The 13,135-nt window shown below is 69.9% G+C and carries 14 protein-coding genes; 8 read left to right on the top strand and 6 right to left on the bottom strand.

Annotation, left to right across the window (positions count from 1 at the left end):
- Positions 1 to 161 precede the first annotated feature (161 nt).
- Together OG883_RS37875 and OG883_RS37870 are read left to right on the top strand one after the other, a co-directional pair.
- Positions 162 to 605, top strand: a complete 444-nt coding sequence (locus OG883_RS37875; RefSeq protein WP_266551321.1) for an SRPBCC family protein — start codon at positions 162 to 164, stop codon at positions 603 to 605.
- Positions 606 to 818: 213 nt separating this feature from the next.
- Complete coding sequence (locus OG883_RS37870; RefSeq protein ID WP_266551320.1) at positions 819 to 1,124, top strand: hypothetical protein; 306 nt, start codon at positions 819 to 821, stop codon at positions 1,122 to 1,124.
- A gap of 35 nt (positions 1,125 to 1,159) precedes the next feature.
- Here OG883_RS37870 and OG883_RS37865 read toward each other — a convergent pair whose 3' ends face one another.
- Positions 1,160 to 2,269 (bottom strand): LacI family DNA-binding transcriptional regulator, encoded by a 1,110-nt coding sequence (locus OG883_RS37865; protein WP_266551318.1) that lies wholly within the window; start codon positions 2,267 to 2,269, stop codon positions 1,160 to 1,162.
- Positions 2,270 to 2,404: 135 nt separating this feature from the next.
- Here OG883_RS37865 and OG883_RS37860 point away from each other — a divergent pair, with 135 nt between their 5' ends.
- The 4 genes from OG883_RS37860 (at position 2,405) to OG883_RS37845 (ending at position 5,506) form a co-directional block, all read left to right on the top strand.
- Entirely contained in the window at positions 2,405 to 4,312 is a 1,908-nt protein-coding gene (locus OG883_RS37860; protein ID WP_266551316.1) for an amidohydrolase, read from the top strand.
- A gap of 401 nt (positions 4,313 to 4,713) precedes the next feature.
- Positions 4,714 to 5,052, top strand: a complete 339-nt coding sequence (locus OG883_RS37855; RefSeq protein WP_266551314.1) for a hypothetical protein — start codon at positions 4,714 to 4,716, stop codon at positions 5,050 to 5,052.
- Entirely contained in the window at positions 5,049 to 5,264 is a 216-nt protein-coding gene (locus tag OG883_RS37850) for a hypothetical protein (protein ID WP_266551312.1), read from the top strand. Before OG883_RS37855 ends, OG883_RS37850 begins: the two co-directional genes overlap by 4 nt.
- Entirely contained in the window at positions 5,261 to 5,506 is a 246-nt protein-coding gene (locus OG883_RS37845; RefSeq protein WP_266551310.1) for a DUF6213 family protein, read from the top strand. Before OG883_RS37850 ends, OG883_RS37845 begins: the two co-directional genes overlap by 4 nt.
- A gap of 28 nt (positions 5,507 to 5,534) precedes the next feature.
- Here OG883_RS37845 and OG883_RS37840 read toward each other — a convergent pair whose 3' ends face one another.
- The 5 genes from OG883_RS37840 to OG883_RS37820 all read right to left on the bottom strand — a co-directional run bounded on the left by OG883_RS37840 (position 5,535) and on the right by OG883_RS37820 (position 11,055).
- Positions 5,535 to 6,203, bottom strand: a complete 669-nt coding sequence (locus OG883_RS37840) for a hypothetical protein (RefSeq protein WP_266551308.1) — start codon at positions 6,201 to 6,203, stop codon at positions 5,535 to 5,537.
- Positions 6,204 to 6,378: 175 nt separating this feature from the next.
- Positions 6,379 to 7,152, bottom strand: a complete 774-nt coding sequence (locus OG883_RS37835) for a hypothetical protein (protein WP_266551306.1) — start codon at positions 7,150 to 7,152, stop codon at positions 6,379 to 6,381.
- Positions 7,136 to 8,710, bottom strand: coding sequence for a VWA domain-containing protein (locus OG883_RS37830; RefSeq protein ID WP_266551304.1), 1,575 nt, complete (start codon positions 8,708 to 8,710; stop codon positions 7,136 to 7,138). Before OG883_RS37830 ends, OG883_RS37835 begins: the two co-directional genes overlap by 17 nt.
- 14 nt (positions 8,711 to 8,724) lie before the next feature.
- Complete coding sequence (locus tag OG883_RS37825) at positions 8,725 to 9,972, bottom strand: hypothetical protein (RefSeq protein WP_266551302.1); 1,248 nt, start codon at positions 9,970 to 9,972, stop codon at positions 8,725 to 8,727.
- A 243-nt stretch (positions 9,973 to 10,215) separates the two neighbouring features.
- Complete coding sequence (locus OG883_RS37820) at positions 10,216 to 11,055, bottom strand: SDR family oxidoreductase (protein ID WP_266551300.1); 840 nt, start codon at positions 11,053 to 11,055, stop codon at positions 10,216 to 10,218.
- 144 nt (positions 11,056 to 11,199) lie between these two features.
- Between OG883_RS37820 and OG883_RS37815 the strand changes: the two genes are divergently transcribed.
- Positions 11,200 to 12,162: a YafY family protein gene (locus tag OG883_RS37815; protein ID WP_266551299.1), complete on the top strand. Its 963-nt coding sequence runs from the start codon at positions 11,200 to 11,202 to the stop codon at positions 12,160 to 12,162.
- 161 nt (positions 12,163 to 12,323) lie between these two features.
- Positions 12,324 to 13,133 carry an HAD family hydrolase gene (locus OG883_RS37810; protein WP_266551297.1) on the top strand — a complete coding sequence of 270 codons (810 nt, stop codon included), beginning with the start codon at positions 12,324 to 12,326 and terminating at the stop codon, positions 13,131 to 13,133.
- Positions 13,134 to 13,135 lie beyond the last annotated feature (2 nt).

Below are 13,135 nucleotides of genomic sequence, written 5' to 3'. Positions count from 1 at the left end.
GCGGTCGCGGGGGATCGCGAGGGGATCCCTGCCGGTGAGTCGTGCTGCGCGGCCGGTGAGACGTGCTGCGCACCTTTCGCGAGCCTGCCCGAAGTCTTGTGGGGGGTCTGGGAGGATTCCCGCACGCCACGGCCTCGGGGCGAGTGATCAGTGGAGGAATCATGGCCGGTACATTCCAGGCAACGGTCGAGATCGACCGCCCCGTCGAGGTGGTCTTCGCCTTTCTCGCCCACGGCGAGAACGATCCCAAGTTCAGCCCCAGGGTGCAGGAGATGACCAAAACGACGGGCGGCCCCACCGCGGTGGGCACCGTCTACCAGAGCACGGTCAAGGACGCCGGGATGACCACCAAGCGCACCTTCCGGATCAGCGAATTCGAGCCGCCCCGCAGGATCCGCTGGACCGAGCTCTCGAAGAACCTGGTGACTGCCGAGGGCGGGTACGACCTTGAGCCCACCCCCGAGGGCCACACCCGCCTTCGCGTCTTCAACAACCTCGAGGGCCACGGCATCGGCAAGCTCCTCACGGGCCTCGCCCTGAGCGCGGCACGCAAAGACGCCCCCGCCTTCGCGCAGCGCATCAAGGCGGCCGTGGAGGCATCCTGATCAGGCCCGGCACGGCCTCGGACCCGGTGATGCACCGGGCCGCAACGGACACACAGCCTGGCGATCGACCGCATTCTGCACTGCGGCGACGTCGGGGGACGTGCGGGGAACCGTCGCCGAGCGCGCTATGTGCCTGGGTGCCAGACTCGGAGGAAAGGGTGCAATCAGCCGACCGCAAGCGGTCTGCTTTCTTTTTCTGTGAGGCGACGCGCAATGACCTGGGCATCGTGGACAACCAGTGGAATATTTGCAGGAGCCGGCGGAGTCTCCACCGACGAAGTCGGTGTGATCGCCGGTGACCTGACCGTGCACACCACGTGGGCTGCCGGTCAGGCGCAGATCGCCATTCAGTTCAGTGGCGCCTCGGACTGGTTCACGATGACCGGCAGCCCCGCAGCGTGCCCTTCCGAGGAAGCCAGCCGAACCCTGCACCAAGCCGTTGTGGAAGCGGTGCGCGAGGGTGCCGGAGCGACCGTTCCTGCCCTACGGTATTCAACCTCGCCGCCCACCCCCGGATGACCTGACGCATGTCCAACGGTCCGCACCGGCGCCGCTCATGCCGGTGGGGCATCAAGCTGGGCGGCTCTTTCCGTCGCCCGGTCCACCGCGCGGGCCGTACGCGGCTCAACGGCTCCGCGTGTGCGGCGGCCTTCGTGACCACGCCACCCGTCAGGGATGTGCGTGCTCATGTGCGTGCTCGACGAGGTGCGTATCTCCAGCCGCGCCGGGACGATCACTGACGCCGGGGTGCGCTGCGGCTGTTCAATGAGGCCGACGAGTGCCGCGACGGCCGCGCTCGCCGTGTGCCGCGGGGCCAGCGACACCGTGGACAGCGGCGGAGTGGTGGTGGCGTAGGCCGGGTCCTCGCTGGCGCAGACGAGCAGCAGCTCGTCCGGTACGCGGATGCCACAGCGCGCGGCCGATGCCAACACACGCCGACCGCAGGGGTCGTAGATCCCGTAGATCGCGTCGGGACGCTGCGGGCCGGACATCAGGGGGTCGAGGGTGCGGCCCTCCTCGTCGTCGAATGTCAGCGCAATGGTCCGTGGCCGAGTGCCGCGTTCGGCACACCACTCCTGGTGGGCCGCCAGGCAACTGCGGGTGTAGTGCTCCTCCCCGGGCCCGGCCATCAGAGCGATTCGGCGCGCCCCCTGCGCCGCGAGGTGGTCGAGGACCTCGCGAGTGGTGGCCCGGTGGTCGTTGTCGACCCATGCCTCCCGCGGGTACACCTCGGCGGGCCGTCCGTCGAAGGCAAGAGGCAGTCCGCGGGCTCGCAGGATGCGTACGACGGAGTCGTCGGCGGGGCTGTCCAGGACCAGGACCCCGGCCACCGGGATCGACGCCCAGATCACTTCGGCGGGTGCGGAGGGCAGGGCGGTGAGAGCGTAGCCGCGCTTGTGGGCGGCTGCGGTGGCGGCGCTGATGGACTGAGCGAAGTAGGGGACGTCGGCGAAGTTCCAGGGGCGCGGTCCGTACGTGGTGACGGCGAGACCGAGCGCGCGCGGGGCGGTGGCCGCGCCGCCGTAGCCGAGGGCGGTGGCGACGGTACGGACCCGGGCGCGGGTGGACTCGGTCAGCCGGCCGGTGCCGTTGAGGGCGTTGGAGACCGTAGCGGTGGACACCTCGGCGGCACGGGCGACATCGGCGATGGTCACTCTGGACACACCCCTCACTGTACGGAATCCGTGGTCAGGGCGGGAACACACGGAGGATATCGACCCTCCCGGGGCGCTGGTGGTTATGGAATTAATCACGAAAAGTGCTGCCCAGCCGATTCCTGCCGATCTCTTGGAGCAGCCATGAGTCCTGACCTTTCCCGTCGCCGTCTGCTGGCGTCCGCCGGGGCCCTGGGCGCCGCGGCGGCTCTGGCGGCGCCGGTGTCCGCGGCGGCCGCCGGAGCCGCCACGTCCAGCCGCCGTTCGGCCGCACTGGTCGTCCACAACGCCCGGGTGCTGACCGGAGAGCGCCATGCACCGCTGCGCGAGGCGATCGCCGTCGGCCGCGACGGCAGGGTGCTGGCGACCGGACCGTCGGCCGTCGTACGGCGTCTCGTCGGCCGCGACACAGAGGTCGTGGACGCCGCCGGCGGCACCGTGATGAGCGGTGTCGTCGACGGCCACGCCCATCCGCTTGGAGCCGGCGCCCAGTCGCTGAACCCGACCCTGGGCGGCGCGTCGCTCACCGTCGGCCAACTTCAGGAGATCCTGCGCGGGTTCCTCGCCGACAGCACGGAGCGGGAGCCGGACGGCTGGCTGGTCGTGGGGGACTGGAATCCGATCGGTCTGCTGCCGACCGGCACCGTCCCCCACCACCGCATTCTCGACGCCCTGCCCACGCGTCGCCCCATCGCCCTCATCGGCAACGACGGTCACAACAGCTGGGTCAACCAGCGGGCCCTCGACCTCGCCGGGGTCGACGCCACCACGCCCGATCCGGCCGGCGGCAAGATCGTTCACGACGCCGACGGCTCCCCCACCGGCCTGTTGAAGGACGACGCCCAGCAGTTGGTGCGCCGGCACATCCCGGCCCCCACCGAGGCCCAGCTCCTCGACGCGTGCGCCAAGGCTCTCGCCCAGGCCGCGTCGTACGGCATCACCACCTTCCTCGACGCATCCGTCGAGTCCTCCGAGCTGGACACCTACTCCGGCCTCGCGCGCACGGGGCGGCTGCTCCAACGGATCGCGCCCGCTCTGCGGATCAGCGCCGAGCAGGCGAAGGACCCGGCCGCGGCGCTCAGGTACGTACGGGGGCTGCGCAAGGAGTACGGCGAGGTGCCCGGCCTGCATTTCGGCGCGGTCAAGGTCTTCCTGGACGGGGTGATCGAGTACCCGGCGCAGACCGCGGCGCTGCTGTCGCCCTATCTCGACCAGGACGGCAGGCCGACCGACAACCGTGGCGACCTGTATGTCGCCGCCGCCGACTACGGACGGCTGGCGGCGGTGCTCGACCGGGCCGGCTGGCAGTTGCACGCGCACGCGATCGGCGACCGCGCGGTGCGTACCGCGCTGGACGGCTACGAAACAGCGGTACGCGCCAACGGCCGCCGCGGCAATCGGCACACCGTCGCCCATCTCCAGCTCGTCCACCCCGACGACCTCCGGCGCTTCGCGCGGCTCGGCGTGGTGGCATGCATGCAGTTGCAGTGGGCGATGCGCGACATCTGGACCATGGAGGCACTGCTTCCGTACATCGGCCCGGACCGCCACCGCCTGCTGTATCCGGCGCGCAGCCTGGAGCGGAACGGGGCCGCGCTGGCGGGCGGTTCGGACTGGCCGGTCGACCCGCTGCAGACGTGGAACCAGATCCGTACGGCCATCGACCGGGAGGGAGCGGCCGCCGGGCAGGGCGCGCTCTACCCGGAGCGGGAGGCGCTCAGCCGGTCGTCGTCGCTGCGGATGCATACGGCGGGATCCGCGTACCAGCTGCGCATGGAGCGGCTGACGGGGAAGCTGACGCCCGGCAGGGCGGCGGACCTGGTGATACTGGACCAGGATGTCACGCGGGTACCGGTGAAGGAGCTCAGTGACACCCGGGTTCGGCTGACCCTGGTCGGCGGGAAGCCGGTGTACGACGAGGACTCGGCGGCGGGCAGGGCCGCCCGGACGCCGGCCGCCGCGGCAGCGCGGCCGGCTGCGCTGCACCAGGTCCACGGCGACCGGCACAGCGCCTGTGGTTGCGCCACTGGAGGGGCTGCGTCCAAGGCCTGATCGGGGTCTGTGTCCCGGTCTGCGTCCGGGTCTGCGCCGATGTCGCTCTGACCGGGCCGCGAGCGGGGCCTGAGCCTGCCCGCACCAGCTCTCGCTCCCGTCGCGGCAGCTACGCGTCCCGTCGGCGGGCAACCCGAACAGCGGAAACAACTTCCCGGTGTCGCGGAACGGGTTGAGGCCGGCTCGAACCCGCCCGCCGAGCCGCTGTGCCGGTACTGGCGTCGACAGCCCCGGCCGGTCGATGCGGGCGTGGCCCCTCGCCCCCGTGCCGACGCGGCAGTTGCCGAGGCAGCGCAGCGACGGCAGAGCGCAGGCGGCTGCCCCATGCTGGGGGTATGCGGCATCAAGTCAAGGAAAAGACGTCTGCACAGCGCCGGAAACCCGGGACGGTCGGGGTGCACATGGCCAGCAGCCAGGCGGCTGGAGTCGTGTACGAGTCCCTGAGCGCGATCTTCACCCCGACCCCGACCCCGACCGGGCCCGGGCGGGGTGAGATCGCCTCGGGCAAGGGCACGGTGGTGTCCACCAGATCTTTCGACGCGCGGAAGCAGCATCCTCTGAACGAAGCGGTCCTGCTCACTGCTGTCGTCCCGGCGCTCGTCTACGGTCGCCCGGACGATGTGCAGCGCCTCGTTGCCGGTCTCCGGGCACACTTCTCGGTGGAGGAGAAGGGACACCGCGACGTCGGCCACGGGGCCGAGGAGCGCGAGCTGCGGATCGGTCCGAAGCAGCGCGGGTGACCCGATCGGGCCTCGTCCTGCGTGCGGACGCCGCCCACATCGCGGATGATGTGGATTGGCCCTGTGCCGGGCGGCTGGGCAGCCTGCTGCGGGGCAACCACTTGCTCGACGGCCGCATGCCGTGGCCGCAGACCGCGTCGACGACCGATGAGGAGTTCCTTGTGCTGCAGGACTTCGGCCGTCAGGCCCTGGCTTCCAGGGAGGAAACATGAGCCAGCAGGTGACGCTGCCTCTGGTCCCGGACACAGATGGCGTTTTGCAGGTACCGGCCGACGAGGTCAGCCGGCTGCTGCGCAGGCTCGGCAAACAGTGGCTCACCAAAGTACGCACCGGTGGCTCGGACCTGGACGGTGAGACGGTGGCGACCTTGACGATCGAGCTGGCCAAGCTGGCGGACCGGATCGACGTGGCGTGCATCGCCCACCACAGCAACGGCGACGGGAGTAAGCGGTAACTCCCTGAGGGAGTCAGGGGACCGGCCCCTACGAGGCGTCGTCGGGTCGCCGGTCGTCATCACTCGGCAGCACCACGATGTCGGGCGCGGCCGTGAGGGGCGTGGGTGTTCCTCCGTACTCGCTGTGATCGGCGAAGGCGACCGGGTCATCGGGGTGGATGGGCCGGCCGGGGGGACGGGCGGGGTCGTAGTGTGCGCCGGCGAAGGCATCGGCGGCTCTGTGAACGACGTCCGGCTCCGGAGGAGCCGGCCACACACTCAGGAAGTGCTCCTCGCTGCTTTCGTCACCTTCGTGGGCATCGCCTTCGTCCCGGCCGCGGGTCTGGACGCGAACCCGGTACCAGCCCGGCCCGGCGGATGCGAAGTTGCCCGCTTCCTCCACAGAGTCGCCGCCCCACCTCTCGAGCCGCATGACTCCGCTGGTGCTGTAGATGCTCACCTCCACGGCCGTCTCCCATGCGTCCCCCGGTGGCGGGGGCGCGTCGGAGCGCTGTTCCGTGGTCAGGCGTATCCAGCCGGTGTGGGTGCCGGCGTACACGGTGAGGTGTTCCGGTCCGCCGGCGGCCAGGCTGTTGCCGTCGAAGATCCGGGACACGGTATCGGTGTCGTCATAGACCGTGAGGAAGTCCTCACCCACCAGGTAGTACTGGCAGTACGAGACGAACATGCGATCCGAGGTCCAGCGTATGTAGCGCATATCCCCGATCCTGCCGTGCACCACTGACAGAACCGGCTGTTCGAGTACCCGGTCGTCCTTGGGCGCGGCCGTCGGTTGTTTGTGGAGGGGAGCAGGGTCTTGAGGCTGCGACGGGTGGAGACCCGGCCGTTCCACTCGGGCATCGTGCCTCTGCGCTGCCGGATGGCTCAGTGCGCTATCGGAAGATCGCCATGGCCTGGACTTCCAGGACCGCGTCCTCGGCGTTCCAGTCCTGGACCTTGCCGAGGCAGCGTGCCGAGAAGGTGCCCTCCGGGACCTCGTTGCGCAGCCCTTCCGTGGCGCAGGTGACACGGACGCGCGGACCCCGTGCGGGATCGTCCGGGTCGCCGTAGGGGGCCAGGAAGACCGTGGATTCGGCCGCTTCGCTGATCTTCCGGAACCGGCCCCTGATCAGCACGAAGTCCTCGATGTCGCGGAGGCGTACGGTCTGCGGCGAGGCCCCGGAGCCGTGCAGGGCAGCCGGCCCGTTGGCCAGTGCGTCGTTGCGTCTGACGGTCTGGTTGACGAGATCGACGTGGACGATGACGCCCTTCTCCTCGAGCACGTCCATGATGATGCCGATCACCGAAATGGGCTCGGCCACTTCGAGGTACTTACTGACGATCTCGCTGTTGTCGCGCCTGCCACCGCCTGCGCTCATCCCGAAGACCGTGGCGCGGATGGTGCCGTCCTTGCTGTCGCTGGTCCTTTGCTCCACCTCTTTCCTGAGGGCCGCCGCGTAGCCGCGCATCTGGTAGTGATCCATGACGGATCTGTCGTGAAGGTAGAAGCAGATGCTGTAGGTGAGGTTCTGGCCGCTCGTCCGCCTTCCGCGGGTGAGCCAGGAGAACGTCAGGGCAACCAGCGTCACGACGCCGGCCACGGTTGTCAGCCACAGGAGCATCCAGGGCCACCAGACGGCCCACCACGCCTCACTGAACACACCCACGTATCTCCTTGAAAGCGCTGAGGAGGGACTGGGCGGTGGCGTCGACCATACGGCCGCCGGTCGCCCGTGCCGCTCGGTGAAGTTCCTTGGTGTCGGCCTCGCCGTAGCGAATGGTGTAGGTACGCACCGCGCGGGCCGCGGGCGGACGCGTTTCGTACTGGCGGACGAAGGCGTCCAGGTCCATCCCCGCGTTGTTCTCACCGTCCGTCATGAGAACGATGGAGACGGCCTGCGCAGGGTGGTCGCGTACGATCCCGGACACCTTCTGATAGGCGTGGTCGAGAGTGGACCAGATGGCGGTGCTCTCGCCGAAGTCGTCGGACGCCACGAATCCGCGGAGGCGGTCCAGGTCCCCCTGCCGCTCGTAGGTCACGTTGCGCTCGTCGAGTACACGGCCGCCGAATCTCATCACGGTGAGCGACTCGCCCCGGTAGAACCTGACGAATTTTCCGGACCGTGAATCGTCTGCGCCGCTGAGACCGTCGAAGGTGGCGCGGAGCTGCGCGATGCGCTCGCCCCGCATCGACCCGGAGAAGTCGAGAAGGAAGATCACCCGGGCGGGCCTGTCCCGCCGGGGATCGCCGTAGTCGGCGAGGAGCCGGTCGACGACCTTCTGGTCGTCCGGGAAGTACAGGGCGTTGCCGACGGGCTCGCGGAGGCGCGGGATCCGGGGCACACCCGGATCGATCGGCCGGCGCAGCGTGCGTTCCATGATCTTCTTCTGGACCGGTTCGCTCTTCAGCCAGTCCACCAGTCTGTCGTACGCGGCGCGCTTGGCAGGATCGAGCAGCAGCAGCGGGTAGTCGGACAGCACCATGCCGTCCTTCGGGTAGACGATCTCCAGCGGCTTGCGGAGCTTTCCGCTGCTGTTCAGTGAGAGCAGTTCGGACTCGTAGGTGATGAGGGCGTCCAGATCGTCCTGGCGTTGTACGAATCCGCCGGCCAGGCGATCGGAGGAGTCCTCGGTGAGCCGGTGTCCGGTGAAGAAGCCACGCAGCCGGTCGCAGGAGACGTCCTGCGGACGGAGTGCGCCGCCCGTGCCCGCGGCGGCGGTTGCCACTCCGACGAGCGCGGCGAGGCCGCTGTTGGTGTGCCGGGGGTCGGCCATGCCGAACCGCAGGGACCCGTCCGCCGCGGCGTCCGCCGCATCGGCCCAGGAGATCTGCCCGTCGGACGTCCTGCGGCGCAGCCGGTCGGCCGCGGCGGACTTCATACCGATGACGACGGGAGAGCGCATGATGCTGGTGGCCAGGGGCTTCTCGGTGTGGCGCCCGGCCTCCTTCAGCTTGAGCCGGAAATAGCGGTCGGAGGAGAGCCAGGCCAGATCGTGCCGGTAGCCCCCCGGGGCAAGTGCGTTGCTCGCGTCCACGGTGCCCCGGTAGTCCATCTCCAGTCTGATCCCGGTCTCCCGGCGGAGATCGTCGAGCACCGGCCGCATATCGGCGAGCCCCGAACTGGCCAGCACCCGCAAGGTGACCGGCTCGGGATCGTCCGTGGAGCAGGCGGTGGCAGCGCCGAGCAACAGCCACGCCACAGCCAGGGCGATGAAGCCGGTCACACGGCTCCGCGGCCTCATTCGGGCCGCCCGGCCGGATCCCCGGCGGCCGGGCAGTCACCCACGATGGAGATCATCCTCTCGAGGAACCGGAGTCTGGGCATCGACGACCTGGTGTCGTCGCTCTCCATCGAGGGGACCGGGATGTCGCGCTGCTCCAGGAACCGGGTCAGCTGGTCGCCCGCGACCTCTCCCGTCGGGTCGAGAATCCGGAAGCCCAGCTCCATGGCCCGCTGCCGCAGTTCGGGGTCCTGACTGATGAGGTCACCGAGCCGGTCGCCGTCCCGGTTGAGTGCGAGGAACTGGGGCTGGGTCACGAACTGAGTGGACGGGTAGAGGAGCACCCGCTGGGAGTCGAGCTTCTTGGACTCGGCCTGGTAGTGCACCTGGTAGGTGAGGTACTGGTGCTCGTACGCCACCACCACGGGCGCGATTCCCTTTCCTTCCGGGGACATGTAGGTACGGAAGACGTCCGCGGCCGGCAGGCCCTGCTCCATGAGGGGTTTGATGTCCCGGGCCCGGTCGTCGGCTTCCTGATCGCTGTCCGGCACTTCGTTGCCCCTGCCGCGCCAGGTGAAGGCGACGAGCGCCAGGTAGGTTCCCGCCGAGTTGGCGCCGCAGACGTCGGGCGTCTGGGCGAGGATCCTGTTGGCGTTGGTGATCCCGTGTTGCTGTATCCCGATGTCGTTCCACCGGCGCTGTTCGTCGATGCTCTCCAGGAACTTCCGCATGTCCAGGACGTAATAGAGGGGTTGGCCCTGTCCGGCGGCGCGTTGTGCGGTGGCGATGCCCGCGTCCCGCAGCGTCTCGGCGTACTCACGATACGTGGCGAGCACGATGGGGCTGACGAACGGGCGGTGCACCTTGACGTATGCGTTCTTCTCGGCACGCTGCCTGGTGATCAGATCCCCGGCGGGCTGTCCGGAGAGAAAGACGAAGTCGTACGAGGAGATGTCCCCGACGGCCACTTCGCGCGATCCGGAGCTGGTGATGTGCACCCGGATGCGATGCTTCATCAGGATCCGCTGCACTTCCTCGTCCTCGAAGAAGTCCCGCTTGGACGCCATCTTGCCTTCCAGCGTGATGACCCGCTCGAAGGGCAGAAGGATGTTCCCCGAGACTGCCAGGACGGCCACGCCCGTCAGGACGGCGGCCAGCGCGGGCAGGAAGGCGATGAGGAAGCTGCGACGTGACCATAAGGAGGACGACCGGCGACGTACGGCCAGGCGCGGCTCCTCAACGACCGGTCTCTCCCCGATGACCACGGACGCCTCCCCCGCTGTCCCTCGTCCCGGCTGATGGAACAGCTTTGCGCAACCGGATGACTTCCCGGGCAGCTTCCGGCTAACCCGAAGCGAAAACATTGATTGCACAGGCGGGCAGTCGCAGGGCGCGGGCCCGTACCGGACCTCTTGCCGTACGACGGCATACCCGGCCGGGTGCTGCCGGGCCGCCGGCGACGTGTGGGCCGCCGGCGTCGACTCCGGTGGAATGTCACCGCGGGCCCGTCACCTGAACGCCGCGATGTTCCGCGCCGCCCACTCGGTGAAGGTGCGGGACGGCCGGCCGAGGATCTGCTCGACGGCGGGGCTCACCCTCTGCTCGGCGGGGGACGGCTCGCCCAGGATGGACAGGGTGCCGTCCACCACCAACTCGGGCATGAACTGCAGCAATTGCGCCCGGGCCTCGTTACGGCTCTGCGCGACGAACCGCACCGGGGCCCCCAATGCGTCACCGATCGCCTGAGCCTGCTCCCGTGGCGAGACCGGCGAGGGCCCGGTGAGTTCGTAGACGCGACCGGCGTGATCCGGCTCCCGCAAGGCCACGGCCGCGACGTCGGCGATATCGGCCGGGTCGATGGCCGGGAGCCCGGTGTCGGGGAACGGCGCGGCGACCGTGCGCTGTGAGCGGACCATGTCCGCCCACAGGAATGCGTTGGAGTCGAAGCCGCTCGGCCGCAGGACCGTCCACTCCAGACCCGACTGCTGAACGTCGTCCTCGATCGCCCGGAGGTGGGCGTGGGAGGGCGCCTCGGGTCGCGTCCCGGCGATCTGGGAGGACAGCAGAACCACTCGTCGGACCCCGCCGGCTTTCGCGACCTCAAGGATGTCGCGCGGGTCGATGTTCTCCCCCGCACCGGCGACGAGGAGGAAGAATGCTTCGGCTCCGTCGAGCAGAGGCTTCAGGCTCTGGGGTTCGGCAAGATCGGCCTGCCGATGCCGTACGGCTCCGAGCGCATCCACGCCCGCGGGGTGTCGTGAAACCGCTGTCACCTGCGCGCCGGCTGCGGCGAGTGCCTGCACGAGCGGCCGTCCGACGTTCCCGGTGGCCCCTGTTACTACGATCATGATCAGCTCCCGTTTCGACATGCACGGCGGCGCGTACCTCGGCTGATATCGCCGTGCCTCAGTTCTCACGGCTGTGGGCCGTGCCTCCATCCTGGAGACTGAACAGGCCACCTTCTGGCCACTTTCCTGGGGAGAATGACCCGCATGAGAGCCGATCGACTGGTGGCGACACTGCTGTTCCTTCAGGCGCGCGGGCGGGTGACCGTGGCCGAGGTGGCCGCGGAGCTCGAGGTGTCCGAACGCACCGCGCGACGCGACCTGGAGGCGCTGGCGAGCGCCGGCATTCCTGTGTACTCACAGCGCGGGCGGGGCGGCGGCTGGTCGCTGGTCGGCGGAGCCCGCACCGACCTCACCGGGCTCGCCGCAGGCGAGATCCGTGCGCTGTTCCTCGTCGCGGGGCCTTCGTCGGCCACGCCCGAACTGCGGGTGGCACTGCGCAAGTTGGTGCGGGCCCTGCCCACGACCTTCCGTTCCGGCGCCGAGGCCGCGGCGAGAGCAGGCACCACCGACGACACGGACTGGTCACGCGCCCCCCTCACGGCCGCGGCGCCCCACCTCGACGCGCTCCAGCGTGCCGTCGTGGAAGGGACACAGATCCGGCTCGGGTACGCGGGCCCGGGCAAGCCTGCCGGCGAGCGTACGGTCCATCCGCTCGGTCTCGTGTCCAAGGCCGGCGTCCAATACCTCCTCGCCGGCACCGACCACGGCCTGCGCGCCTTCCGGCTCAGCCGCGTCACCTCCGCAGAGGCGACCGGCGATCCCGTCGTCCGGCCGGACGGGTTCGATCTCGCCGCCGCATGGCGTTCCCTGGCCGCGCAGATGGAGGACCGCATGGTCGCGGCGACCGTGCGCGCCCGGGCCGAACCGGGCGCCGAGCCGATCCTCGAGGGTCTGTTCGGCGGGCGGCTGCGGATCGGTCGCTCACTCGCCGACGGGTGGAGGGAGATCGAGATCGACGGGCCGTCCCCGGACGTCCTGGCGGCGCAGCTGGCCGGGCTCGGAGCCCGTGTCGAGGTCCTCGAGCCGCCGGCGGCGCGGGAGCGGCTGGCGCGCCTCGCGGTCGAACTCGCCACTGTCTACGGGCCGGCGACGGCCGCCGGGGGGTGACCCGACGAGCCCGCGTGAGCGCGGACCCGGGTGACGTGCGCTGACCGCGTATCGTGCGGGCCGCCTCACGTACTCGTCACCCACACCCACACACGCACACGTACTCGCACTCGCACTCGCACTCGCACCGCGTGCGCCGGGCGGTTCAGTAGCATCGGGCGATGAATCGTCCTCGGCTGATCGCCACCGATCTCGACGGTACGCTGCTGCGCCGCGGCGGCATTCTCTCGGACCGCACGTTGCGCGCCCTGCGCGGTGCCTTCGATGCGGGCGCTGAGGTCGTCTTCGTCACCGCCCGGCCACCCCGGTTCGTCGACATGGTCGTCGCCGCGACCGGGCTGGTGGGGACGGCGGTGTGCAGCAACGGTGCCCTCCTCTACGATGTCGCGGCGCGCACCGTCGTCGAGACGCGCCCCCTGCCGGTGCCCACCGCCCGCCAGGTGGCCGCCGCACTGTCGGTCGCCGCACCCGGACTGGGCTTCGCCGTGGAGACCGGCCATCAGGTCCTGTACGAGCCGCGGTTCGGGCTGCGCTTCCCCGGCGCAGCCGACGCCGAAGTGGCGGTGGCGTCCCTGATGGACCTGTGGCTGGCCGATGTCCCCATCACCAAGCTGCTCGCCTGGTCGGCGCAGCTCGATGCGGACTTCCTGCTCGCCGCCGCGGAGGCATCGGCCGGCGGCGTCGCGCAGTTCACCCACTCGGGCGGCGCGGGTCTGCTGGAGATCAGCGCGCCGGGCGTCACCAAGGCGGGCACCCTCTCCGTACTGTGCGCAGCACGCGGAATCGACTCCTCGGACGTCGTCGCCTTCGGCGACATGCCGAACGACCTGGCCATTCTGCAGTGGGCAGGCTCCGGCTATGCCATGGCCAACGCCCACCCATCGGTGCTCTCCGCGGTGCAGCGGCACACCGCGTCGAACGAGGAGGACGGGGTGGCCGTCGTCCTCGAGCGGCTCTTCGGACAGTGCTGACT

It is taken from the genome of Streptomyces sp. NBC_01142, assembly GCF_026341125.1.
Lineage (GTDB): Bacteria > Actinomycetota > Actinomycetes > Streptomycetales > Streptomycetaceae > Streptomyces.
This window is presented reverse-complemented; position numbering and strand designations above follow the sequence as displayed.